Here is a 24,132-nt window from a genome sequence, read left to right on the forward strand (position 1 = left end):
CCGTGGAAAAATCAAGACAAAGCCGCCATTCAGCCACGGCTGCGGGCCTGCTTGGCTGTTTTGCAGTTATATTTGAGCCATACGCCGGAGTAAAGGATGTTGCGCAGCAGGTCTGCGTCCTCCACGCAGGGCAGGCGTTCAAAGCTCTGGGCACACTGCGCCAGCAGCAGCTCAAAGATCTCTTTCATCTCTTCCTCATAGCCGGGCTGCTGACTGAGTGCTTTCAGCGGATTGTAGGCCCCCTTGCGCTGGTCATGCTCCAGATCGTCATAGGCATCCAGCAGGTAGATGAACTTGCCCAGATGGAAGCCGATGCTGCGCAGCTCCGGCGACCAGTGATCCTGCCGGTAGTCGAACAGCTCTGCCATCAGCTCGCCAAAGCAGCCGGACACGGCATCCAGATCTTCGCTCCCGGCAGCTTCATATTCTGCCAGCCTGTCCAGACAGGTGCGGATGGCGCTGCACTGACGGGGCCAGCGGCTCTCGGCAGCCTGCTTACAGTCGGTAAGCAGCTTTTCATATCCAAGGCCCAGCAGGCTGCGGTCGTCCTTCCACTTATCCTCGGCGTTGTAGTAGTGCAAGGCTACGCTCAGATCTGCACAGTAATCGGTGGGGGAGGCCGCCCGCCATTCCACACCGCCCAAGGGGTGGATGGGGCACCGGTCGTGGCCGGAAGAAGCTTCGGTCTCGCCCTCGTACAGGCTGCACAGCAGCAGGTTCAGGAAGGTGAGGTCATAGCTCAGCGTAAAGCGGCCCCGCAGGCCGTGCAGTGCGTCGATGCGGCGGCACAGCCCGCAGTAGGCGGTGCGGTAGCGCTTTTGTGCTTCGTCCGAAAGCGCAGCCTGATTGGGCACAACATAACCAAACATGGCCGCTCAGCTCTTTTTGATGAACTGGGTGCCGCAGCGCGGGCAGGAGATCTGGATGCGGCCGCGGCCACGGGGCACACGCAGCTTCTGACGGCACTTGGGGCAGCGGTAGTAGTGGTAGAGCTTGCGGTTGGCCCACTGATCCTTCAGACCGCGGAACTTACGGTCTACGCGGTCCTTCAGGGCATAGTACTGGTAGTTCTCCTCCGTGCGCTTGGAAATGTTGCGGCTGAGCGAGCGGTAGTAGCACAGCACCAGCAGCACCAGACCCAGCCATGTGAACAGGCTGAAGCGGGTGAGCAGCGAGATCAGCAGCAGCACGATAGACGCGATGCTCAAAAACTGGTTCAGGCCATCGGTACCGTAGCGGCCGATCATAAACTGACGGAATTTTTCTCTCATAACTCCTGCATCCTTTGTTTTGGAATCAAAGCGGGCGCGCCCGCCGTTATTTTACAGTTCTTAGGATACCAGTCAACCATGATGAAATTTTGAACAGAGTGCAAATCTATCATGAAGGGACGGAAATTAAGCGTCCCGGCAGCGGATGGTCACCACGGCATCGGTATCCAGCGCACCCTCCATGCGGCAGTGCAGCACGGCGCGGCCCGCTTCGCCGGTGGTGGCAAGGTAGGTGCCCGCCATGCCGCCGCGCAGCGGCACCACGCTGGGACCAATGATCTTCAGCGGGCCGTCCACGCTCAGCTGAACGGCTTCGCCGCAGTAGGGCAGCAGGCTGCCGTTCTGGTCGATGGCGCGCAGGCTGACAGCGGCGCAGTCCCAGGTGGGGCCGTCGGTGAGGATGGGGTTGTGCACGGTGCATTCCAGCCGGACGCTCTGCACCGGTTCCCGCACCACGGTGCGCACGGTGCGGCCATGCCACACGGCTTCAAAACGGTAGGCTGCGCACGGTGTGCCCAGCACGCCGATGTATTTGTAATACATGCGGGCTACCTCGTTCCAGCTCAGCCGCAGCGAAAGCATCCGCGCCTTGGAAAGCGGCGAAAGCTCCATGGCATCCCGGCGCATCTCGTTCAGGATAGCGGCTGTCATCTGGGCGGAGGCCGGGTCCATGCCCTCGTACTTTTCCAACAGAGAACCTACAAAATCGTTGATCTCAATGGGCGGATGCGTCATGGCGGCAAAACGGCCGTGCCGGTCAGGCGTGAACTCGGCAATGTAGTCGTTGCCGCGGTACAGCCGTACGCTTTCGGCGTTGGTGAACACCCAGCAGGCCGTGGGAACGCCGCCGGGCAGGTCGCCCAGTGCCATGCCGGAAGAGACTTCCAGCACGATGTCCGAGGGGGAACGCGGCGTTTTCTGGCTTGCATATACCGCCGCCGAAAGCTTCGGGTTGCGGAACATATCCATCACACCGTGGTAGCAGATGCGGTCGCCGCTGCCAAATTCCCGGTGGGTGTTGTAATCGGCCATGCACCAGCCAAAGCTGCCGGCCACGCCCTGCTGCGCAATGGAATCGTTGATCCCGGCGGCATAGCGCAGAGCCTGCACCAGCCGGTGGGTCTCGTCGTCAAAGGGCTTGGTGGGCAGCTGCTGCCCGCCGAACTCGCTGATGAGGTAGCCCTTACGGGGATCGGAAGTCACCGCGGCGCGGGCTTCGCAGGCGGCACCGCGCCCACGGTAAGAGTAATCGTTGTAGGCGTAAACATCCTCCAGCAGCTGGCTCTTGCGGTGGTTCCGCGCGCCTGCCGTGGGGCGGGTGGGGTCCAGCCGGTGGATGGCCTCGTTGGTGCGCTTATAAAACGCTTCGTCGTCGGCGCTGCCGTTCACACGGGCACCCCACAAAAAGATGCTGGGGTGGTTGCGGCACTGGCATACCATTTCGCGGCAGTTCTGCAAGGCCTGCGCCTTCCAGCTCTCGTCGCCGATGTACCGCCAGCCGGGCATCTCGGTGAACACCAACAGGCCCAGCTCATCGCAGGCATCCAGAAACGCCGGGCTCTGGGGGGAATGGCTGGTGCGCACTGCGTTGCAGCCAAGGTCTTTTTTCAGGATCTGAGCATCCAGCCGCTGGATGCTGTCCGGCATGGCATAGCCCTGATAGGCGTAGCTCTGGTGGCGGTTCAGGCCCCGCAGCTCCACGCGTTGACCGTTCAGGTACAGCCCGCCTGCCACGAACTGCACGGTGCGGAAGCCGAAGCGGATGGTCTTTTCGTCCAGCACACGGTCCGGCAGACCGGCAGAGCCGGGGCGGATCAGCTGTACGGTGAGGGTGTACAGGGTGGGATGCTCGATGCTCCACGGGTGCACACCGTTCAGCACGCCGGTGATGGGCAGGGAAAGCTCGCCGCTGTAGGCGGCGCGGCTGCCGGAAGGGCTGCGGATCTCGGCCTGCAGTGTGCAGCCCACCGTCTCACCCACGGTGGAGGTATAGATGCGGAAATCGCCCTCGGCCTTTGCCTCGATGAACACATCCCGCAGGTAAGCGGGCTCCTTGATGTCCAGACTGACGGCACGGTAGATGCCGCCGTAGGTCAGGTGATCGATCTGCCCGCCAAAGGGAGGAATGTTCAGATCCTCGCGGCTGTCGCAGCGCACAGCCACCACGTTTTTCTGACCCAGATGCAAAGCGCTGGTCAGATCTACCGTGAAGGCGGTGTAGCCGCAGGCGTGGTGGAACAGCCGCCGCCCGTTGCAGAACACGGTCGCGTCATGGGCAACGGCACCAAAGGTGAGCAGAACAGTGCGGCCTGCCCACTCTCTGGGTGCAAAAAACTCCCGCCGGTAGCCGCACAGGTACTGGTATTCATTTTCGTTGCAGTAATTGTAGGGCAGCACCCGCACAGTGTGGGGGATGCGCACCGGTTCCAGTTCCAGTCCGCACTCCGGCCGCACCAGTGCCGGGTCGAACCGGGGCGTGAACAGCCAGCCTTCATTCCAATCGTAGTGTTCCATACAAGGGTCTCCATCCTGCTAAAATCACTTTACATCTTATAGTAACACAAACTTATGAACGAAAAAAGAAGCGGAAGGCGCTTTGAAAAAGGTTTTTTGCTGTTTTTGGCACGAAATGGCGTGGACTGCAAAGAAAAAGAGGCTCAGAGCAGCTTACGGACTGTTCTGAGCCTCTGGATCAGAAATTGATTTTCCGATCAGCGGATAAAATTGGTCATGGGGCGCTTGGGGTTCTGCGGGTGTTCAAAGCCTGCGGCCCTGCCTGCTTCGATGCAGTGCAGCAGCCATGCCATGTTGCGGCCCAGCTCCTGCATTACGGCGCAGCCCTCGGCATCCTGCAGCACCTGCTCGGCATTGGAGCCGTGCACCATGGCCCAGTAGGAGCCGTTCACCAGCGGCATGTGGAAGAACTGCGGGTACTTTACCAGCTGGTCCAGCGTGGTGGTGGTGCCGGCGCGGCGGGCCGAGCAGCAGATGGCGGCGGGCTTGTAGGCCAGATATCTGCCGCCCGCGTAGGCAAGGCGGTCCATGAAGCTGGTCATGTTGCCGGATGCGGATGCATAGTGCACCGGGCTGCCGAACACGAAGCCATCGGCAGTTTTGGCCTTCTCGATGGCCTCGTTGACCACGCCGCCAAACACGCAGCCGTTGCCTGCGGCACAGCCGCCGCAGCCGATGCAGCCGCCCACGGGTTTGCCGCCGACATGCAGGATCTCAGTGTCCACACCGGCATCGTTCAGTTCCTTTGCAATGAGCGAAAGGGCGGTATAGGTGCAGCCTTTTTCGTGCGGGCTGCCGTTGATGAGCAGAACTTTCATGGGAATACTCTCCTTTTATGCCAGAATGCGCCGCAAAAGCCCGGCGCTGCCGGTTTTATTGTAGCACAAACCGCCAGACGGCGCAACGCGCGGCCCTTGACAAGAATATGCAGTTGGGTGATAATAAAGTGATACAAAAAACGTGTTTGCAGCCACATCTTCCGGCTGCAAGGAGGAGGAAAGAGAACATGCGCGTGATCGCAGGAGAAGCCCGGGGACGCAGTCTGGAGGCCCTGCCGGGGACCGACGTGACCCGGCCCACCCTTTCGCAGGTAAAGGAGGCGATGTTCAGCATCGTCCAGTTCGACCTGCCCGGCGCACGGGTGCTGGACCTGTATGCGGGCAGCGGCCAGCTTGGCATTGAAGCACTGAGCCGCGGCGCGGCGCGCTGCGTGTTTCTGGACGAGAACCGCGAGGCGGTGAACATCATCATGCGCAACTGCAAGGCCTGCGGCGTGTTCGACCGCAGCCGCGTCAATATCGGCGAGGCTGCGCGGTATCTTTCCGCCTGCCGCGAGCAGTTCGACATCGTACTGCTGGACCCGCCCTTCCGCAATGGTACACTGGAAAAGATCCTGCCTGCGGTGGATAAATGCACCGCGCCCGGCGGCATCGTGCTGTGCGAGAGCGAGACCGGCATCGTGCTGCCGGCCGAGGCTGGCGGCCTGACCCTGAAAAAACAGTACAAGTACGGCAGGGTGCTGCTGTGGAAATACACAAAGCCCATGCAGAACACAGACCCTGCCGAGAACGAACCGAAGGGAGAAGCACTATGAACGTGAACGAACTTTTGGATACCATTGAGGATGCTCTGGAGGAAGGTGCTAATGTGCCCCTTTCCGGCGGCAAAAAGATCGTGGATGTGGAGCAGATCCGGGATTATCTGGACGAGATCCGCGCAAACCTGCCCGGCGAGCTGCGGCAGGCCCAGCAGATCGTGAACGACCGCGCTCAGATCGTGGAGACGGCCAACGCACAGGCGCAGGCCATTGTGAAAAAGGCTGAGGAGCGGGCGCGCATTCTGGTGAGCGAAGCCGAGATCGTGAAGGCTGCACAGCAGCGCGCCGGGGAAATCACCACTGCAGCCCAGAACGAGGCCCGCACCCTGCGCCAGACCGTGACCGACTATTGCGACAACATGCTCAAGAACACCGAGGAAACAATGGTGGAAAATGCGGCACAGGTGAAGAATGTGCGCGCAAATCTGCGCCAGAACGCCAAGAAAAACGGCTGAAGACAGCCTTTTTCACACACAAATTACACATACGGCAAAAACCAAAGTTCCTGCAGGCAGAAATGACGGCCGACAGGGACTTTTTTTGTTGCATTTTGCGGCAAAAACGGGAGCACAAACCCTTGCAATCAGGGGCCTGATTTGTTAAAATAAAACTGTGTTATCGGGTAAAAGTGTGCGCTGTATGCACAGTGCCCGGAACACGGAAAGCTTATGAACTGAGAAAGGAGGCCGCAGCGATGGAACTTGAAACACAAGCAGCCTTTGACCCGGCCTCGTTTGAGCATATCCCCGTTCTGCTGAACGAGTGTCTGGAGGGTCTTGCCATTGATCCGGCCGGCACCTACCTTGACGGCACTGCAGGCGGCGCGGGACATTCCCGCCAGATCGCCTTGCGGCTGGATGCAGAAAAGGGCGGCAGGCTGATCTCGCTGGATCAGGACCCGGACGCGGTGCAGACCGCGCGTGCCCGCCTTGCGGGCCTGCCTGCCACGGTGGTGCAGATCAACTTCCGCTATGCCGGACAAGCTCTGGAAAGCCTTGGCATCGACAAGGTCAACGGCGCGCTGCTGGATCTGGGCGTTTCCAGCCATCAGCTGGACGATGCGGCCCGCGGCTTTTCCTACCGTGCGGATGCACCGCTGGACATGCGGATGAGCCAGCAGGGCGAAACGGCAGCGGACCTTGTGAACACCGAGAGCCGCGAAGAGCTGGCACGCATTCTGCGGGATTACGGCGAAGAACCTTTCGCATGGCAGATCGCGGGCAGGATCGTGGAGGCAAGGGAGAATTCTCCCATCGAAACGACCCTGCAGCTGGCAGACATCGTGGCCAGCGCCATGCCCCCGGCGGAACGCCGCAAAAACAAGAACCCTTCCCGCCGCACCTTTCAGGCGCTGCGCATTGCAGTGAACCATGAACTGGATGCGCTGGAAGAAGGCTTGGACACCATTTTTGATCACCTTGCGCCGGGCGGCCGGCTGTGCGTGATCACCTTCCACTCGCTGGAGGACCGGCTGGTGAAGAACAAATTTCGCCGCTGGTCCACCGCGTGCACCTGCCCGCCGGAGTTTCCGGTGTGCGTATGCGGCGGCAAAGCCAAAGCAAAGCTGATCACCCGCAAACCCATTGAAGCAAACAGTCAGGAATTGGAAGAGAACCGGCGCAGCCGGTCCGCCCACCTGAGAGTTTTGGAAAAATGCTGAACGGCAGAAGCCGTTGTGTGAGGAGGAGAGCAAACCATGGGTCAGGCAGCATATGATTATAACGCGGTACGCCGCAGAAAAGCCCCGCAGACACAGCGCAAGGCAGATCTGCAGGTAGCAAAGGGCGGCAAGCGTCGGCTTTCGCCGCTGCAGGCAGCGGTGCACAACGCCATGCATCTGGTAGCAGCAGCACTGCTGGTGGGGTTTGCCATCAGCCTGCTGTGGAGCGAGTCCAAGCTGGTGGAGCTGAACGACCAGATTCAGGACGCAAAGGCTCAGCTGGTCAGTGAGCAGAGCCAGTATACTTACTATAACAGCACCCTGAACAGCAAGACCAACATCACCAGCGTGGAAGAGACGGCCGGCAGGCTGGGCCTGATGAAAATTGATCAGAGCCAGATCACCTACATCCGTTTGGGCGAGAGCGACACGCTGGAGCGCACCCAGTCCGCTGTGCGGCAGTGGACCGACTTTATCTACAACGGTGCCGTGAACATTCTTGGCACTGTAAAGTGAACCAAATACGGGAAAGCGTGCGGCAGCGCACGCTTTTTCGGTTTATACACCCTGTTTGCAGGGCAGTTCCGAATTTGACAAAAGCGCGGCAGAAGGCAGCAAATGCCCGCTGCCGCAGGAGCATACCATGTGGAAATTCTTCCGAAAATTCATCAAAAAAATAAAAGGCCCCTGGCCGGAAACCAGCACCGGTGCCCGCATGAACCCCAGAACCAGTCTGATCTGCGGCGGTCTGGCCCTTGTGGTCATGGGCCTTGCTGCGGCCCGTGTGACCTACAGCCTGTATGATATCCAGATCAAAAACGGTGACACCTACCGCCAGCTGGCCGCAAAGCAGCAGCTGCTGGATACCACCATCAAGGCCACCCGCGGCGAGATCTACGATACCTCCGGCATCACGCTGGCCTCCACCAGCGTGGTGTGGACCATCTGGGCCGACCCGGACAACAGCAAAATCTTATATACCACCACCGGCAAGGATGAGGAGGCGGTGCGCACGCTGGACACGGCCATGTGCGCCGAGGTCAGCCGGGAACTGACCCTGCGCCTGCTTTCCGGCGACGGCGAAAGTCTGGACGCGGTGGACACTTCCTCGGAAGCGTACCAGACCCAGTACCAGAAGGTTTACGATGCACTTTCCAAGACGGACACCAAGTATCAGGTGCTGGCCACCAAGGCGAACAACGCTGTCAAGCTGTCCATCGAATCCTATGTTTCCCAGTTCAACAAGGCACACAAGCGTGCCACTGAGACCTCCCGCAAGGGCAACATCTCGGTCGGCAGCGAGAAGAGCTTCCAGCGCAATTACCCCTACGGAGCGTTTGCAGCGGCAGTGCTGGGCTTTACCGATGCGGACGGCATTGGTACTTACGGTCTGGAAAAATCCTATCAGTCCACGCTGGCCGGTGTGGATGGCCGCACCATTACCCAGCGCAATGCCTACGGCAACGCCATTGCGGACGAGAATGCCACCACCTTTGCAGCCAAGGATGGCTCTAATCTGGTGCTTTCGCTGGATGTGAATGTGCAGGAGATCGTGGAACGGTATCTGAACGAAGCCATTGCAGCCAACACGGTGGAGAACCGCGGCTGCGCCATCGTGATGAACGTCAAGACCGGTGCCATCCTTGCCATGGCTTCCAAGCCGGATTTTGACCCCAACGACCCGCTGGACTACAGCGCAAATCTGGATTACCTCAACGAGCTGGTGCGCGCTGAGCCGGAGCTGTACGGCATCTACAAAAAGGATGAGAACGGCAACGAGCTGAAGGATGCAAACGGCAACCGCATTCTGGACGAGGAGGCCGATTACTCTGGCTACTTCCGCGATATCCAGTGGAAAAACAAGGCCATCACCGAGTTGTACTACCCCGGCAGTGTGTTCAAGGTGATCACCTCGGCCATGGGCGTGGACTCCGGCCTTGCAAACATCAACACCACCTTTACCTGCGCCGGTGCTTACGGCGTGGCAAAGGAGACCTACCACTGCGCAGGCCACAAAGCCCACGGCACCATCACACTGGCCGAAGCTCTGCGTCAGAGCTGCAATATCTACTATATCCAGCTGGGCCAGCGCGTTGGCTCCCAGACCTTCTATAACTACTTCGATGCCTTTGGCTTTACCGGCCGCACCGGCGTGGACCTGCCCAGTGAGACGGGCTTCATGCAGTATTATAAGGCCAACCAGCTGGGCGAAGTGCAGCTGGCTTCCTCGGCCTTTGGTCAGGCAATGGCCATCACCCCGCTGCAGATGTGCACCGCTGTGGCCGCAGCCGTCAACGGCGGCTATCTGGTCACGCCCCATGTGGTGGATAAGATCACCGATGCAAATGGCAACGTGATCGAGGAGATCGGTGCCAATGTGCGCCGTCAGGTCATCAGCGAGAGCACCAGCAATGTGATCCGCCAGATCATGGAATATGAGGTGGGCAACGGCACCGGCGGCGGCAAGTATGCCTATGTGTCCGGCTACCGTATCGGCGGCAAGTCCGGCACTTCCGAACAGTTGAACATGGACCGCCGTGCCGACGGCGACTACAAGAAGGTGGCATCCTTTGCCGCTGTCCTGCCCGCCGACGACCCGGAGATCATCGTCTATGTGATGCTGGATGACCCCAACAACGCCAGAACGGACTACTCGTCCCTGCTGGCAGCGCCCGTTGTGGGCAACATCATCAGCGAGATCGCACCCTACCTTGGCATTGCCGCCGACGGTGAGGATCGCAGCCAGACTGTGGTCACTGTGCCGAATCTGGTGGGCACCGAGTGGAGCAGTGCGCAGGTGCAGCTGAACATCAAGGGCCTCAGGCATCAGCTGGCCGAAAGCACCACCAGTCAGGCGGCAGCAGCTGTCACCTACCAGTATCCGCACGCGGGTGCAAAGGTGGCCTACGGCACCACCGTGTACCTGTATACCGATACCTATGAGGGCAGCCATACCGATGTGCCGGATGTGACCGGCAAGAGCGCGGACTTTGCCCGCCAGATGCTGTCTGCCGCCGGATTGAACTGTGTGGTGGAGGGCAATGCGAACGGCACCGTGCAGGCCCAGAGTGCAGACCCTGGTTCCAGTGTGCAGCGCGGCACCATCGTGACCATTACCTGTGGGTAACAAGAACCCTCTCAGGCGCTTGCGCGCCAGCTCTCCCGAAGGGCGAGCTTTATGAGTGGGCACGGTAAAGTGAATCTTCTGAAGAACTGCACTTTATCGTAAGATGCAAAAGAGCTCCCCTTTCGGGGGAGCTGGCAATGCCGCAGGCATTGACTGAGAGGGTTTTACAAGATAAAAGAGAGGGGACATGAACAATGGAAAAAATTTCTGCAAGCAAGCTTCTGGCAGGGCTGGTGCCCGCAGACTTCATCCGGGAAGAGGTGCAGGTGGAACTGGTGACCACCGACAGCCGCGAGGTGCGGCCCGGCTGCATTTTTGTAGCGTTCCCGGGTGAAAAATTTGACGGCCACGATTTTGCGGCCAAAGCACTGGAGAACGGTGCTGTTTATGTGGTGGTGAACCACCCGGTGGAGGGCGTGCCTGCGGAAAAGGCCATCCTCTGCCCGGACAGCTACCACGCCATGATGGTGATGGGCGCGAACTACCGCAGCCAGTATCACCCCAAGATGGTGGGTGTGACCGGCAGCGTGGGCAAGACCACCACCAAGCAGATGACCTACGCCGCCCTTGCAGGCTTTGGCGAGACCATCAAGACCGAGGGCAACCAGAACAATGAACTGGGCATGCCCCGCACCTTGATGCGGCTGGAAAGCAGCACTGAGTATGCCGTGATCGAGATGGGCATGAGCCATGCGGGCGAGATCGATCGTCTGGCCCGGGCCGCACGCCCGGATGTGGGCATCATTACCTGCATCGGTGTGTCCCACATCGGCAATCTGGGTAGTCAGGAGAACATCTGCAAGGCAAAGCTGGAGATCTGCAACGGCCTGCCGGAGGGTGCACCGCTGGTGCTGAACTATGATGATAAGTTCCTGCGCGCCGCAAAGCTGCCCGCCCACGTGAAGCCGGTATGGTTCAGTCTGGCAGATGAGAACGCTGATGTGTGTGCACTGTCCATCCGGCAGGAAGAGGACGGCATGAGCTTTGTGCTGGAAGATCAGGAAGAGGGCACCTTTGTGGTCAAGATCCCGGCCATGGGCAAGCACAATGTGGCAAACGCTCTGGCTGCCTACTGCGCCGCCACCCGCTTGGGCTGCGACCCGCGCGGTGTCATCAAGGGGCTTTCCAATTTTGAGCAGACCGGCCGCCGCCAGAAGGTGGTGCACAGCAAGGGCGTTACCGTCATTGAGGATTGCTACAATGCAAACCCCGACAGCATGAAGGCCGCGCTTGCCATGTTCAAGGAATTCCCCTGCAAGCGCCGCTTTGCCCTGCTGGGCGATATGCTGGAGCTGGGCGAGCTGTCCCGCGAAGCCCACGAGGAGCTGGGCCGTCTGGCTGCGGAGAGTGATCTGTACTGCCTTGTGACCTACGGCGAAAACGCAAAGCGCACGGCTGTGGTGGCTGCGGCCAAGGGGGTCAAGACCCTCCATGCCAACAACTACCGCGAGGCAGCGGATGCTCTGCTGAACCGGATAGAGCCGGGCGATGCCCTGCTGGTGAAGGCAAGCCGCGGCATGGCGCTGGAAAAAGTGCTGGAAATTTTCTACGCAGAGCAGAAAGATGCCGAAGAATAACCCTTTGGCATGAATTTGGAGATTGAAAAATGATTCGTTTCGCCTTGGTCGTCGCGTCGGTGCTGGGTTTTGTGCTGACTGCGGCGCTCGGCAATATGATGGTGCCGCTGCTGCGGGAGCTGCAGCGTGCGGCACGCGGTACACAGCCGGACAGCGATGCCCCGGACAGCCCGGTGCCTACCATGGGCGGGCTGTGCCTGATGGTGGGCACCCTTGCCGCTGTGGGCGTGGGCTGGCTGGCCGCATGTGCTGCACAGCCTTCCCTGCTTGGCAGCGACCGGCAGATGACCTCCCGCCTGCTCATTGCACTGCTGGGGTCGCTGGCCTTTGGCGCAGTGGGGCTGGCCGATGATCTGGCCCGCATCCGCAGCCGCTACCCGGACGGTTTGGGCCTTGGCCTGCGCCGCACACAGCGCCTTGCACTGGAATGCATCGCTGCAGTGCTGGTGCTGGGCCTGCTGGCACTGAACGGGTGCTTGCCCACAGGGCTGATCCTGCCGGGAGCAGGCTATGTGGAATGTGCGCTGGCACCGCTGCTGTGGGCTGTGCTGCTGGTGGCGATGGCCGAGGCGGCCCGCGTGGCCGACGGTGCCGACGGCACGGTGTGCGGCGCGGCCTTTGCGGCCATGCTGGGCCTGATGATGCTGGAAACGCAGCTGGGCTGGTTCCCGCTGGCAGTATTCCCGGCGGCACTGGCCGGTGCACTGATGGCCTTTCTGCTGTGGGATTTTCCACCGGCAAAGCTGCACCCCGGCCGGTGCGGCTGCTTGTATGCAGCGGGAGCCATTGGCTGCATTCCGCTGTGCATTGGCTACGCAGAGCTGAGCATCCCGCTGGCACTGCCCTTCTGGGTGGAGGGCGGCATGGTGGTGCTGCAGGTCCTGTTCTGCCGCTGGAAGGGCAGGCCGCTGTTTGCGGCGGCACCGCTGCACCGCTGGCTGGAAAAGCGCGGCATGAGTGCAGTGAATATTTTTTACAGCCTGTGCGCACTGAGCGTGTGCGGGCTGGCGCTGGCCGTGTGTCTGGCACGCTGGGCCTGAGCGCCTGATTCTGAAAATAAGGGGGCGTGGCAATGGCAGCCACCCGCAGACAACATAAAAACCAAAAAGAAAGTGCATGGGTGCCGCCGCTGCAGCGGGACCCGGGACCATGGAACCGGCTGCTGCTCAACTGGCTGGCAACGCTGGCCATTATCATGGTGTTCGGCCTTGTAATGCTGTACAGCGCAAGCTACACCACCGGCTACCTGCGCATGGGCGACAGCCTGCACTACATCAAGCAGCAGGCTATCTGCATGGCCATTGGCATTGGCTGTATGGTAGTCATGAGCTATGTGGATCACCGCTTCCTGCGCTGGGCGAGCAAGCCGCTGTACTGGGTGGTGCTGGCCATGCTGGCCGTCACGCTGACCTTTGCACCGCTGAACGGCTGCCGCCGCTGGATCCGTCTGGGCGGACTGACTCTGCAAACCTCTGAGGTGGCAAAGTTTGAGATGATCCTGCTCTCGTCCCATCTGGCGGCAAGTGCGCCGCAGATCGGCCGGTTCAGCCCGTCGCTGAGAGAAAAGATCAAACCAAAGGATTGGCTGTTCATCCGCATCGTAAGGCAGCTGATCGTGCCGGTGCTGCCGCTGGTGCCGGTGGTGGTGCTGCTGTTTTTAGAGCCGCACATGTCCGGCATCCTGCTGACCACCGCCATCGTGGGCACCATCCTTATGCTGACCGGCTGCGGCGGTGTATTGACATGGTGCGGGGCCGCAGCGGCGGCTCTGCTGCTGAAACCGGCCCTGACGCTGGTGGAATCCATTGGCTATCTGCAGGACCGCCTGAACACATGGTCCGATGATCTGGAAGCGCTGAACGACCAGACCAAGCAGAGCTTGTACGCCATCGGCTCCGGCGGACTGAAGGGCCTTGGCCTTGGCAACAGCGTGGAAAAGCAGCTCTGGCTGCCGGAAAGCACCAACGACTTCATCTTCAGTGTGGTGTGCGAAGAGTTGGGCTTCATCGGTGCGGTGCTCATCATCGTGCTGTTCATACTGCTCATAGCGCAGGGCCTGATGATCGCCTATAAGGCCGAGAACCAGTTCTGCACCATGGTGGGGATTGGCATTATGGCGCAGATCGCCTGGCAGGTGTTCTGCAACATCGCCGTGGTCACCAACACCATCCCGAATACCGGCATCAGCCTTCCGTTTTTCTCGTCCGGCGGCACCAGTCTGATCTTGCTGCTGGCAGAAATGGGCGTGATGGTGAACATTGGGCGCAACGGAGAGCGGGCGGCGCAGCAGAGGGCGGCGGCCCACGCACAGCGGCAGGCTGCAAAGGCTCAGCGTGATGCGGAGCTGAAGGACCGTACCATCAATCTGGACGATGCCCGCCGTGCACGCAATGAACTGTAACGACTGTTTTGAGGGCTCAGGCCAGTGGGGAGCTCCCCGATGACCTGCCCAGATGCACTAATAATAGAGGAGGAATCGTCATGCGAGTTCTGATCGCTGCCGGCGGCACTGCCGGCCATATCAACCCGGCACTTGCCATTGCAGGTGCTATCAAAAAGGCAGACCCTTCTGCCGAGATCCACTTTGCCGGCCGCAAGGAGGGCATGGAGTATCGTCTGGTAGGACAGGCGGGCTATCCCTTCCACCATATCGAGATCACCGGTTTCCAGCGCAGGCTGTCGCTGAACAACATCAAGCGCAACATCGTTACGCTGTGGAATCTGGCCCTCTCTGGCCCCAAGGCAAAGGCCATTATGAAGGAGGTCAAACCTGATCTTGTGATCGGCTGCGGCGGCTATGTGTCCGGTCCGGTGGTGCGCTGTGCCGCCAAAATGGGCATCCACACCGCCATTCATGAGCAGAACGCATTCCCCGGCGTGACCAACAAGCTGCTGGCACCGGATGTGGATCTCGTGTTTGCCGCCGTGCCTGCTGCTGTGGAAAAGCTGGGCGCACCTGATAAGACCATCGTGGTGGGCAATCCGGTGCGCCCGGAGGTGTTCACCAAGGCAAAGGACCGCGATGCCATCCGCGCTGAGCTGGGCGCGGGCGACCGCACGGTGATCCTTTCCTTCGGCGGCAGCCTTGGCGCACGCCGCGTCAACGAGGTGGTGGCCGACCTGTGTGCATGGGAACAGCACGAGAAGAAGCCGGTGCTGCATCTCCACGCTACCGGCCAGTACGGTGTGCAGCTGTTCAAGGATCTGGAAAAGGAAAAGAACTTCGCGGAGGGCGACGGCCTTGTGGTGAAGGAATACATCAACAATATGCCGGAACTGCTGGCTGCGGCAGACCTTGTCATCAGCCGCGCCGGTGCGCTGACGCTGGCCGAGTTGGAAGCTGTTGGCCGTGCAGCCGTGCTCATCCCCAGCCCCAATGTGGCTGAGAACCACCAGTACTTCAATGCCATGGAACTGCAGAAGGCCGATGCCGCTGTGGTGATCGAGGAAAAAGACCTGACCGGCGAAAAGCTGGTGAGCACGGTGTCCGACATGCTGGCACAGCCCGGCAAGCTGGCTGAGATGGGCAAAAATGCCCGCAGCCTGTCGGTGGATGACAGCCTTGACCGTATTGCAGACGCTCTGATGAAACTGGTGCAGAAGTAAAACAAAACCTAAACCGGAAAGGAGGTGTGCGCCATGCAGCAATACCGCAATAACAGAAACAACGGCAATATCTACGACCTGCGGAAAGACCTGCAGCATACTCCGCCGCCTTCACAACAAAAAGGATCTTCCGGCAGTGCGGACGGGCGCTATGGCTTCAACGGGGAACCGCTGAGCTTTGCGCCGGACCGCACCGCCAATGGTACGGTGCGCCGCACCCGTACCGATAACAGCATCGAGTTCCCTTCGCAGCCGCGCCGCACCGAACAGAGCGGCACCCGGCGCACCAGCGGCCAGAACCGGAACCGTACCGCGCAGCGAAGCCGCACGGCCCAGCCGGAACAGCGTGCATCCGGCACGGCCCGCAAGCCGCAGCAGCGCCGTTCACAGGGACAGAAGCCGCGCAAGACAGCGGCTCAGGCAGCGCAGCAGCGCTACAAAAACCAGCGTCTGCGCCCGGCACAACAGCAGCCACGCGACCCGGTACAGCGGGAAAAACGCAAGAAGCGCCGCCTAACCCGCGCTGCACTGAAGCGGCGGCGGATGCTGCGGCGGCTGATGGCCTTTGTGACCCTGCTGGCCGTGATCGCCGCCGGTGTTTACCTGACCATGACCATGCTGTTTAAGATCGGCACCATTCAGGTGCAGACGGCGGACGGCACCGTGGTGCAGGAGGTGGGCGGCTATTCCAGCAGCCAGATCCTGCAGGCACTGGGTGTGCAGACCGAAGAGAACATTTTCAGCTTTGACCCTGCCGCCAAGGAAGCGGAACTGGAAAAGCAGTTCCCGCTGCTGGAATCCATCAGGGTGGTTCGGGATTACCCCAACACGGTGGTGGTGCAGGTGACCGAGGCGGTGCCTACCTATGCCATGCAGACGAAGAGCGGCTGGCTGACCCTCTCGGATCAGTTCAAGATCCTGGCCTGCGAGTCTGCCCAGCCGGAAGAACTCAAGACTCTATACGGCGGCGAGCCGGTGTCGGTGACACCCGGCGACCAGCTGACCTTTGCAGCGCAGGCAGACCCGGCGGCATCGGATGCATCCGGTTCGGCAGCAGCTTCGGCAGCGGTGCAGACGGACGACCGTCTGGATGCGCTGAATGAGCTGCAGGCAAAGCTGGAAGAGTATGGGATGCTGGACGATGTGACCCGCATGGAATTTGCGGACACCGACCAGATGGCATTTTTGTATCAGGATCGTGTCAGTGTGCTTCTGGGTACACGGAACGATCTGGATTATAAGCTGGACCGCGCACGCTATGTGCTGACCAATGCCGACGGCAAGGGTTGTGCCCCTACCGACACCGGCAGACTGGATTTCAGCCATGTCAGCGCGGGCAGCACCCGTAAAATTTACTTTGCACAGGGCCAGCCGACCCTGCCCTCCGGTTATGTTGTGCCGGAAAAGACCGTGCCGGAAGAGCCTGACACCTCTGCTGCCGAGGATACTGCGGCAGACGGTGCAGAGGATGCCGCTGCGGCCCAGCCTGCGGACGATACGGCGGCAGCTGCGGAAGAAACACCGCTGACCGACCCCGCCCGCATGACCGCAAATAACGAAGAAAACCCCATGTGACAAAATGTTTTGAGGAGCGTGTGCAGTATGAAACTGGAACAGTTACTGGAAGGCGTGCCCTTTACCCTTGCGCAGGGCAGCCTGGACACCGAGATCTCGGATATCATCTACGACAGCCGCAAGGCGGCACCGGGCCTTTTGTTCGTGTGCATCGTGGGCACCCAGCGTGACAGCCATGAGTTTGCCGCCGACTGCGCGGCAAAGGGTGTCAGCGCACTGGTCATCCAGCACGACATCGACCTTTCTGCCCTGCCGGGCGTGACCGTGGTCAAGGTGGAAAGCAGCCGCTATGCCATGGCGCTGATGAGCGCGAACCTCTTCGGCAACCCGTCCCGCCAGATGACCATGATCGGTGTGACCGGCACCAAGGGCAAGACCACTACCACCCACATGATCAAGAGCGTGCTGGAAGCTGCAGGCCGCAAGGTGGGCATGATCGGCACCAACGGCATTTATTATATGGGCCGCCACAAGGAAACTGCCAACACCACCCCGGAAAGTTACGAGCTGCAAAAGACCTTCCGGGAGTTTCTGGATGCAGGCTGCGACACCGCGCTGATGGAAGTTTCCAGCCAGGGCTTGATGATGGACCGCGTGGCCGGTGTGCACTACAATGTGGGCGTGTTCACCAACCTTTCGCCGGATCACATCGGCCCCGGCGAGCACAAGACCTTTGAGGAGTACCGCAGCTGGAAGGGCCAGCTGTTCAAGCGCTGCGACGTGGGCGTGGTGAACATTGACGATGAGAATACCGAAGCACTTCTGGAAGGCCACACCTGCCGCCTTGTCACCTATGGCCGCGCTGAGCAGGCGGACTACCGCGAGACCGGCTTTGAACTGCTGCGCACCCACGATTTTCTGGGCGTGAAGTTCCATGTGACCGGCAAGGACGAGATGGATGTGAAGGTGAACATGCCCGGTGAGTTCAGCGTGTACAACGCGCTGGCAGCTCTGGCGGTGGGCAAGGTGCTGGGCCTGCCGGATCAGGCCATCCACGACGGCCTTGGCAAGTGCGTGGTCAAGGGCCGCGTGGAGCTGGTGCCCATCAGCAAAAAGTTTACCATCCTGCTGGACTATGCCCACAACGAGGTGTCCACCGAAAGCCTGCTCACCACTCTGCGGGCCTACAAGCCCCACCGTCTGGTGGTGGTGTTCGGCTGCGGCGGCAACCGCTCCAAGCTGCGCCGCTACGGCATGGGCGAGATCTGCGCCAAGATGGCGGATCTCTCCATCCTTACCGAGGACAACAACCGCTTTGAAAAGGTGGAGGACATCCTTGCTGATATCCGCGTGGGCATGAACAAGGGCAACCCGGACGCAAAGTTTGTGGAAATCCCCGACCGTCTGGATGCACTGCACTACGCAGTGGATCACGCGCAGGAGGGCGACCTGATCGCCGTCATTGGCAAGGGCCACGAGACCTACCGTGACCGCGAGGGTGTCAAGACTCCGTTCCTGGAGCGGGAGCTGCTGGAAGAGTACGCACAGCAGATCGGGCTGGAATAACAGATAAAAAATAACGCCGTGTCGAATGTTCAGACACGGCGTTATTTTTTGCGGTAATTATGCTTTCAGCTGCGGAGCCTTGTTCTCCGGCAGGAGATTGGTCATGCTCTTCAGGCTGATGCCGATGGTGGAGAGATTGTGCAGCATGGCAGAGGAGGCCGGCTGCAGGATGCCCAGAGCACCCAGCGCGATGAGGGCCGAGTTGAAGGTGAGCACGAAGCGGTAGTTTGCGTGCACGCGCTTTTGCAGAGAGTTGGCGATGGCCTTGAGGGCCACCAGCTCCTCCAGACTGTCGGCTTTGATGGTCACGTCTGCAATCTCGCGGGCGATGGCAGCACCGGAGTTGATGGCAATGCCAATGTCGGCAGCGGACAGGGCGGGGGAGTCGTTGATGCCGTCACCGATCATCACCACGGTGTGGCCCTCGGCCTTGGCCTGCTGGACGAAGTTTGCCTTGTCCTCGGGCAGCACCTCGGCAAAGAAGCGGTCCACGCCCACCTGCTTTGCAATGGCGGCAGCGGTGCGTTCGCTGTCGCCGGTCATCATGACGGTGTTCCGGATGCCCAGCGCACGCAGGCCGTTCAGCACAGCGGCGGCTTCCGGGCGCAGCGGGTCGGAAATGCAGATCACGCCCACCAGCTGCCCGCTGGCAGCCATGTACAGGTGCGAATACGCGGGCTTGAGGGCATCGAACTTCTGCTGCTCGGCTGTGGGGATGGTACACTTTTCATCCTCAAAGACGAAGTGGTGACTGCCAATGACCACGCGCTGGCCGCCCACGCGGCTTGCAATGCCGTGGGCCACGATGTACTCCACCTCGGAGTGCATCTCCTCATGGGAAATGCCGCGTTCCTTGGCGGCACGCACCACGGCGTTGGCCATGGAATGGGGGAAGTGCTCTTCCAGACATGCGGCCAGCTGCAGAACTTCGCGCTCGTTGCAGCCGGAGAAGGGCACGACCTCCACTACCTGCGGGGTGGCACGGGTGAGGGTGCCGGTCTTGTCGAACACGATAGTGTCGGCCTTGGACAGGGCTTCCAGATACTTGCCGCCCTTGACGGTGATGTGGTAGCTGCCGCACTCGCGCATGGCGGAAAGCACGGCCAGCGGCATGGAGAGCTTGAGCGCGCAGGAGAAATCCACCATCAGGCAGGAGATGGCGCGGGTGGCGTTGCGGGTGAGCAGATAGGTGACCACCGTTGCGCCCAGACACCAGGGCACCAGCTTGTCGGCCAGAGCCAGCGCACGGCTCTCGGTGCTGGACTTGAGCTTTTCGGATTCCTCGATCATGGCCACGATCTTATCGTAGCGGTTGGAACCGCCCTCGGCCTTGGCGATAAAGACACACTCGCCCTCCTCCACAACGGTGCCGGCATAGAGGGTGGAGCCCTCTGCCTTGCGCACCGGCATGGACTCGCCGGTCAAAGCAGCCTGATTCACCATGGCTTCGCCTTCCAGAACGGTGCCGTCCAGCGGGATCATGTTGCCGCTGCGCACGACCACCTCATCGCCGGAGCGTACTTTGGTCAGAGGCACCAGCACTTCGGTGCCTTGGCTGCGCACCCACACCTTGTCCACGTTCAGGGCCATGCTGCGGGCCAGATCGTCCAGACTCTTCTTGCGGGTCCACTCTTCCAGCAGAGAACCCAGGTTCAGCAGGAACATGACAGAACCGGCGGTGCCAAAGTCGCCGCGCAGCAGCGAGACGCCGATGGACAAAGCGTCCAGCACCTCCACTTCCAGCCTGCGGCTCAGCACGCAGCGCACACCCTTCCAGAGAAAGCGGATGGAGCGGAATGCCGTGTAGGCAGCGTCAAGGGGCGCGGGCAGGAACAGCTTGCGCAGGCAGCGGCCTGCCACCAGATCGAACATTTTATCCTGATATTCCCGGTTCAGCCTGCGGCTGTCGGTAGAGGTGACCAGAGCGTCATACTCGGCCACATCGAACTTGTAGCCTGCCAGAATGGCAATGGCGGCGGTGCGCTTGCCGGTATAGGTAATGACCACATCGCCGGTGCGCTCGTAAACGGCGGCATGGACGATGGCATCTTTGTGGTTCAGATATGCTTCCAGCACATCGGCACGGTGCAAAGTCATGCGGACGTTTTCCACATGCACGCGCATCCGGCCTTTGCCTTCATGCAGAATGGTACATTTCATATATCAAATATCCTTCTCTATCTTTTTGCCGCAGCGTCAGGCTGCTATACCCTGCACGCCTGCGGCCCCACTCTCACAAAAAAGAGCCGCCCGAAGGCGGCTCGAAAGCCACGTTGGGGCTTTCAGTGCTTTACGAACCGAAAATTACTCAGCGGTCTCTTCAGCGGTCTCTTCGGTGGTCTCCTCGGCGGCATCCTCGATCACAGCAGCCTCGGCCTCAACAGCACGAGCCTCGTTGATGGCCTTTGCATCGGCCAGAATGTCACCGGCCTGCTCCTGAACTTTGCTGACGGTCTCCATGGTGGAGTCCTTCATGCGCAGCACGGCAGCAGTGGTCTGGGTGTAGACCTTCTTGGCGTCCTTGCTGGACAGCAGCTTGAAACCGGCAGAACCGAACAGAGTACCGGCGGCGAACAGTGCGATCTTCTTGATATCCATAGTAACTTCCCTACCTTTTCTATTTCCTGTCAGAGGCCCTGCACCGCAGGACCTGTAAGATGAATATACCGGCCCAAAAGCCGGAGAACAGGGTGGACATTTCCCTTCTGTCGAGCCTATTGTAGCACAGAATTTACCATTTTCAAGCTTTTTCTTGAATGTTAATACATGTAAACTTTTTACGATGTGTAGTTAGAAAAAGCTATCTCTAACGCGTTTTTTAAGACAAACTACAGTTTGTAAATGGAAACTAACCGGCAGATGGGACGAGAAAGAATTTCCAGTTTGTAAAAAATCCTGGTTTGGAAATGCAGGTTGCCGCCACGGCCCTTCTCTGTGAAAAAGCAACCCGGAAAAATCCGCAGATTTTTCCGGGCTGCTAAAATAAAAATCGTTTTCCGCTGAAGATGCCAAGAGCGACGCGGCGGGCATTTTAAACCGTTTTGCTTTACAGGATGCGCACCCGGATCACGGCGGGGATGGCAGCCAGCTTTTCGGCCAGCGTCTTGTCCACAGCACCGGTAGCATCCAGCATGGTGTAGGCCATGTTCTTTTTGCTCTTGTTCACCATGTTCTCGATGTTCAGACCGGCTTCGGTGGTCAGAGCGGTGATCTGGCTGATCATGCCGGGCTCGTTTTTGTGGATGATGCAGATGCGCTTGCCGCCGGCTCTGGGCTGGGTGACCTCCGGCATGTTCACCGAGTGGATGATGTTGCCGTTCTTCAGGTAGTCGCTCAGCTCCTTTGCGGCCATGACAGCGCAGTTGTCCTCGGCTTCCGGGGTGGAAGCGCCCAGATGGGGGTGCACACGATGCCGGGCTTGCCCAGAATGGCCTCAGACGGGAAGTCGGTCATATAGCCGGACACCTTGCCGGTCTCCATGGCTTCCAGCAGCGCCTCGGTGTTCACCAGCTCACCGCGGGCGTAGTTCAGGATCTTCACGCCGTCCTTGCACAGGGCAAGGGTCTGGGCGTTGATGGTGTCCTTGGTGGTGGGCAGGTAGGGCACATGGATGGTGATGTAGTCGCACAGGGGCAGCATGTCGTTCAGGTTCACGCAGTGGCGTACCTGACTGCTCAGGTTCCAGGCGGCGTCAATGGAGATGTAGGGGTCGTAGCCGTAGACCTCCATTCCCAGCTCAATGGCGCAGTTGGCCACGCGGGAGCCGATGGCACCCAGACCGATGACACCAAGCGTCTTGCCCTTGATCTCGTTGCCCACGAACTGCTTCTTGCCCTTTTCCACGGTCTTTGCCATGGCGGGGTCGCCGGTCAGGCCCTGACACCACTGGGCAGCAGCAGCCACATTGCGGCTGCCGGCGATCAGCATACCGATCACCAACTCGGCCACAGCGTTGGCGTTGGCACCGGGGGTGTTGAACACCACGATGCCCTGCTCACTGCAGCGGTCCAGCGGGATGTTGTTCACGCCGGCACCGGCGCGGGCGATGGCCAGAAGATTGTCGTTGAAGGCGGTATTCAGCATGTCGGCGCTGCGAACGAGGATGCCGTCCGGGGCATCGGTGTCCACAGCCACGTCAAACTGCTTGTTGTTCAGCTTTGCCAGACCCACCGGGCTGATGGCGTTCAAAGTTTTGATGGTGTACATAGTCCAGATTTCCCTTCTATTATACAGGAACCCTCTCAGTCACGGCTTGCGCCGTGCCAGCTCTCCCGAAGGGCGAGCTTAGAAAGCGGGTTCGATCAAGTTGTCCCTCTGATAAAAAGCTCCCCCCTCGGGGGAGCTGCCGAACGAAGTGAGGCTGAGAGGGTTTTATGCGTTCTCCTTGCGGAACTTCTCCATGAAGTCCACCAGCTTGTCCACGCCCTCGGCGGGCATTGCGTTGTAAATGGAAGCGCGCATACCACCTACCAGACGGTGGCCCTTCAGGTTCACGAAGCCTGCTTCTGCAGCTTCGGCGCAGAATTTCTTGTCCAGATCTGCATTGGGGCTGGTGAAGGTGACATTCATGGTGCTGCGGTAGCGGTGCTCCACAGGATTCGTGAAGAAGCCCTGACCGTCCAGATAGTCGTACAGCACTTTGGCCTTGGCTTCGTTGATCTTCTGCATGTTGGCAAGACCGCCGATGTCGTTTTCCAGATACTTGAGTACCAGACCGGTCATATAGATGCACCAGCAGGGGGGCGTGTTGTACATGCTGTCCTTGCCCAGCAGGGTGGTGTAGTTCATCATGGTGGGCACATTGTCGGCGGCATGGCCCAGCAGGTCGTCGCGGACGATGGCAATTGCCATGCCGGCGGGAGCTACATTCTTCTGCACGCCGAAGTAGATGCAGCCGTACTTGGTCACATCCACGGGCTTGGAGAGGATCATGGAGCTCATGTCGGCTACCAGAGGCACACCCTCCACCTGCGGTACCTCGACAAACTGAGTGCCGAAGATGGTGTTGTTCTGGCAGATGTGGATGTAGCTGGCATCCTTATCATAGTTGATGGCATTCACGTCCGGGATGTAGGTGAAGTTCTTATCCTTGCTGGAAGCAACAATGTTCACCTCGCCGAACTTGGCGGCTTCCTTGGCGGCAAGGTTCGAGAAGTTGCCGGTGACAAGGTAATCTGCTTTGCCGGTGGTCATGAAATTCAGCGGGACCATGGCAAACTGCTGGGTGGCACCGCCCTGAAAGAAACCGACCTTGTAGTTGTCGGGAATGTTCATTACCCGGCGCAGGGTGGCCTCGGTGTCCTTGATGATGGCATCGAACCACTTGCTGCGGTGGCTCATCTCCATCACGCTCTGACCGCTGTCGCCATACTCGAGCAGCTCTGCCTGTGCCTGCTTGAGCACCTTCTCGGGCAGCATGCTGGGGCCTGCGCTGAAGTTGTAAACTCGTGCCATAATGAACTCTCCCTTTCCTGTATCGCACAGCACCGCGGTTTTCTGCGGTGCGTTCTGTTGATTGCTGTAGCCGTAGTATACCGGTTTTGCAGGGATGAAAACAAGAGCATCTTTGCACAAAGATACGGCGCAAAAGCCCCTGTGCGGGCACAAAGCACACAAATGTCCTTGATAGAAAAACAAAAACAAAGACAAATGTAAAATAGAGCTGAAAAAGCCTGATTTCATCGGCGTTTTCGGCTCTT

18 protein-coding genes and 1 pseudogene are annotated in these 24,132 nt (G+C 59.8%); 11 read left to right on the forward strand and 8 right to left on the reverse strand.

Translation table 11 applies throughout. The features are described from left to right. Positions 1 to 29: 29 nt before the first annotated feature. From PXT33_RS02680 to PXT33_RS02695, 4 genes are all read right to left on the reverse strand, one after another. Positions 30 to 869 (reverse strand): DUF5685 family protein, encoded by an 840-nt coding sequence (locus tag PXT33_RS02680; protein WP_332375896.1) that lies wholly within the window; start codon positions 867 to 869, stop codon positions 30 to 32. A 6-nt stretch (positions 870 to 875) separates the two neighbouring features. Continuing rightward, positions 876 to 1,271, reverse strand: a complete 396-nt coding sequence (locus PXT33_RS02685; RefSeq protein WP_005944061.1) for a hypothetical protein — start codon at positions 1,269 to 1,271, stop codon at positions 876 to 878. Between the two features lie 126 nt (positions 1,272 to 1,397). Continuing rightward, positions 1,398 to 3,785 carry a glycoside hydrolase family 2 TIM barrel-domain containing protein gene (locus PXT33_RS02690; protein WP_332375897.1) on the reverse strand — a complete coding sequence of 796 codons (2,388 nt, stop codon included), beginning with the start codon at positions 3,783 to 3,785 and terminating at the stop codon, positions 1,398 to 1,400. Between the two features lie 197 nt (positions 3,786 to 3,982). Then, the gene (locus PXT33_RS02695) at positions 3,983 to 4,603 is read right to left on the reverse strand and encodes a flavodoxin family protein (RefSeq protein WP_005944067.1); all 621 of its coding nucleotides are present in this window, start codon (positions 4,601 to 4,603) and stop codon (positions 3,983 to 3,985) included. Positions 4,604 to 4,791: 188 nt separating this feature from the next. Here PXT33_RS02695 and rsmD point away from each other — a divergent pair, with 188 nt between their 5' ends. The 11 genes from rsmD to PXT33_RS02750 all read left to right on the forward strand — a co-directional run bounded on the left by rsmD (position 4,792) and on the right by PXT33_RS02750 (position 18,433). Then, positions 4,792 to 5,379: a 16S rRNA (guanine(966)-N(2))-methyltransferase RsmD gene (gene rsmD / locus PXT33_RS02700; RefSeq protein WP_044953972.1), complete on the forward strand. Its 588-nt coding sequence runs from the start codon at positions 4,792 to 4,794 to the stop codon at positions 5,377 to 5,379. Next, on the forward strand, positions 5,376 to 5,837 hold the full coding sequence (locus tag PXT33_RS02705; protein WP_005944071.1) for a hypothetical protein: 462 nt from the start codon (positions 5,376 to 5,378) through the stop codon (positions 5,835 to 5,837). Before rsmD ends, PXT33_RS02705 begins: the two co-directional genes overlap by 4 nt. Before the next feature lie 239 nt (positions 5,838 to 6,076). After that, positions 6,077 to 7,042 carry a 16S rRNA (cytosine(1402)-N(4))-methyltransferase RsmH gene (gene rsmH, locus PXT33_RS02710; RefSeq protein WP_097777433.1) on the forward strand — a complete coding sequence of 322 codons (966 nt, stop codon included), beginning with the start codon at positions 6,077 to 6,079 and terminating at the stop codon, positions 7,040 to 7,042. Between the two features lie 36 nt (positions 7,043 to 7,078). Then, positions 7,079 to 7,558 carry a cell division protein FtsL gene (locus PXT33_RS02715; RefSeq protein ID WP_332375898.1) on the forward strand — a complete coding sequence of 160 codons (480 nt, stop codon included), beginning with the start codon at positions 7,079 to 7,081 and terminating at the stop codon, positions 7,556 to 7,558. A 127-nt stretch (positions 7,559 to 7,685) separates the two neighbouring features. Beyond that, positions 7,686 to 10,169: a penicillin-binding transpeptidase domain-containing protein gene (locus tag PXT33_RS02720; protein ID WP_332375899.1), complete on the forward strand. Its 2,484-nt coding sequence runs from the start codon at positions 7,686 to 7,688 to the stop codon at positions 10,167 to 10,169. A gap of 194 nt (positions 10,170 to 10,363) precedes the next feature. Next, complete coding sequence (gene murF, locus PXT33_RS02725) at positions 10,364 to 11,746, forward strand: UDP-N-acetylmuramoyl-tripeptide--D-alanyl-D-alanine ligase (RefSeq protein WP_118528655.1); 1,383 nt, start codon at positions 10,364 to 10,366, stop codon at positions 11,744 to 11,746. A 29-nt stretch (positions 11,747 to 11,775) separates the two neighbouring features. Then, complete coding sequence (locus PXT33_RS02730; RefSeq protein ID WP_332375900.1) at positions 11,776 to 12,786, forward strand: glycosyl transferase family 4; 1,011 nt, start codon at positions 11,776 to 11,778, stop codon at positions 12,784 to 12,786. Between the two features lie 32 nt (positions 12,787 to 12,818). Further along, a complete protein-coding gene (locus PXT33_RS02735; protein ID WP_207698930.1) occupies positions 12,819 to 14,147 on the forward strand; it encodes an FtsW/RodA/SpoVE family cell cycle protein in 1,329 nt (442 codons plus the stop codon). An 80-nt stretch (positions 14,148 to 14,227) separates the two neighbouring features. Next, the gene (murG, locus tag PXT33_RS02740; RefSeq protein ID WP_097774340.1) at positions 14,228 to 15,352 is read left to right on the forward strand and encodes an undecaprenyldiphospho-muramoylpentapeptide beta-N-acetylglucosaminyltransferase; all 1,125 of its coding nucleotides are present in this window, start codon (positions 14,228 to 14,230) and stop codon (positions 15,350 to 15,352) included. Positions 15,353 to 15,385: 33 nt separating this feature from the next. Beyond that, on the forward strand, positions 15,386 to 16,927 hold the full coding sequence (locus PXT33_RS02745; RefSeq protein WP_332375902.1) for an FtsQ-type POTRA domain-containing protein: 1,542 nt from the start codon (positions 15,386 to 15,388) through the stop codon (positions 16,925 to 16,927). 27 nt (positions 16,928 to 16,954) lie between these two features. Beyond that, the gene (locus PXT33_RS02750; RefSeq protein ID WP_332375903.1) at positions 16,955 to 18,433 is read left to right on the forward strand and encodes a UDP-N-acetylmuramoyl-L-alanyl-D-glutamate--2,6-diaminopimelate ligase; all 1,479 of its coding nucleotides are present in this window, start codon (positions 16,955 to 16,957) and stop codon (positions 18,431 to 18,433) included. Positions 18,434 to 18,490: 57 nt separating this feature from the next. Here the strand turns inward: PXT33_RS02750 and PXT33_RS02755 are convergent, their stop codons facing one another. The 4 genes and pseudogenes from PXT33_RS02755 to serC form a co-directional block, all read right to left on the reverse strand. Beyond that, entirely contained in the window at positions 18,491 to 20,593 is a 2,103-nt protein-coding gene (locus tag PXT33_RS02755; RefSeq protein WP_332375904.1) for a heavy metal translocating P-type ATPase, read from the reverse strand. Positions 20,594 to 20,737: 144 nt separating this feature from the next. Further along, complete coding sequence (locus tag PXT33_RS02760; RefSeq protein ID WP_332375905.1) at positions 20,738 to 21,031, reverse strand: DUF6110 family protein; 294 nt, start codon at positions 21,029 to 21,031, stop codon at positions 20,738 to 20,740. A gap of 448 nt (positions 21,032 to 21,479) precedes the next feature. Continuing rightward, positions 21,480 to 22,639 (reverse strand): annotated as a pseudogene (locus tag PXT33_RS02765) (phosphoglycerate dehydrogenase). A 165-nt stretch (positions 22,640 to 22,804) separates the two neighbouring features. After that, positions 22,805 to 23,887 (reverse strand): 3-phosphoserine/phosphohydroxythreonine transaminase, encoded by a 1,083-nt coding sequence (serC, locus tag PXT33_RS02770; RefSeq protein WP_044953998.1) that lies wholly within the window; start codon positions 23,885 to 23,887, stop codon positions 22,805 to 22,807. Between the last annotated feature and the right edge of the window lie 245 nt (positions 23,888 to 24,132).

Source organism: Faecalibacterium taiwanense, assembly GCF_036632915.2.
Taxonomy (GTDB): domain Bacteria; phylum Bacillota; class Clostridia; order Oscillospirales; family Ruminococcaceae; genus Faecalibacterium; species Faecalibacterium taiwanense.

Bases quoted from the DNA above. Each gene is read 5' to 3' on its own strand.
- PXT33_RS02690 (WP_332375897.1), bottom strand. From the start codon at position 3,785: ATGGAACACTACGATTGGAATGAAGGCTGGCTGTTCACGCCCCGGTTC.
- PXT33_RS02685 (WP_005944061.1), bottom strand. From the start codon at position 1,271: ATGAGAGAAAAATTCCGTCAGTTTATGATCGGCCGCTACGGTACCGAT.
- PXT33_RS02705 (WP_005944071.1), top strand. From the start codon at position 5,376: ATGAACGTGAACGAACTTTTGGATACCATTGAGGATGCTCTGGAGGAA.
- PXT33_RS02730 (WP_332375900.1), top strand. From the start codon at position 11,776: ATGATTCGTTTCGCCTTGGTCGTCGCGTCGGTGCTGGGTTTTGTGCTG.
- PXT33_RS02735 (WP_207698930.1), top strand. From the start codon at position 12,819: ATGGCAGCCACCCGCAGACAACATAAAAACCAAAAAGAAAGTGCATGG.
- PXT33_RS02680 (WP_332375896.1), bottom strand. From the start codon at position 869: ATGTTTGGTTATGTTGTGCCCAATCAGGCTGCGCTTTCGGACGAAGCA.
- murG (WP_097774340.1), top strand. From the start codon at position 14,228: ATGCGAGTTCTGATCGCTGCCGGCGGCACTGCCGGCCATATCAACCCG.
- PXT33_RS02755 (WP_332375904.1), bottom strand. From the start codon at position 20,593: ATGAAATGTACCATTCTGCATGAAGGCAAAGGCCGGATGCGCGTGCAT.
- PXT33_RS02715 (WP_332375898.1), top strand. From the start codon at position 7,079: ATGGGTCAGGCAGCATATGATTATAACGCGGTACGCCGCAGAAAAGCC.
- murF (WP_118528655.1), top strand. From the start codon at position 10,364: ATGGAAAAAATTTCTGCAAGCAAGCTTCTGGCAGGGCTGGTGCCCGCA.
- serC (WP_044953998.1), bottom strand. From the start codon at position 23,887: ATGGCACGAGTTTACAACTTCAGCGCAGGCCCCAGCATGCTGCCCGAG.
- PXT33_RS02750 (WP_332375903.1), top strand. From the start codon at position 16,955: ATGAAACTGGAACAGTTACTGGAAGGCGTGCCCTTTACCCTTGCGCAG.
- PXT33_RS02695 (WP_005944067.1), bottom strand. From the start codon at position 4,603: ATGAAAGTTCTGCTCATCAACGGCAGCCCGCACGAAAAAGGCTGCACC.
- PXT33_RS02720 (WP_332375899.1), top strand. From the start codon at position 7,686: ATGTGGAAATTCTTCCGAAAATTCATCAAAAAAATAAAAGGCCCCTGG.
- PXT33_RS02745 (WP_332375902.1), top strand. From the start codon at position 15,386: ATGCAGCAATACCGCAATAACAGAAACAACGGCAATATCTACGACCTG.
- rsmD (WP_044953972.1), top strand. From the start codon at position 4,792: ATGCGCGTGATCGCAGGAGAAGCCCGGGGACGCAGTCTGGAGGCCCTG.
- PXT33_RS02760 (WP_332375905.1), bottom strand. From the start codon at position 21,031: ATGGATATCAAGAAGATCGCACTGTTCGCCGCCGGTACTCTGTTCGGT.
- rsmH (WP_097777433.1), top strand. From the start codon at position 6,077: ATGGAACTTGAAACACAAGCAGCCTTTGACCCGGCCTCGTTTGAGCAT.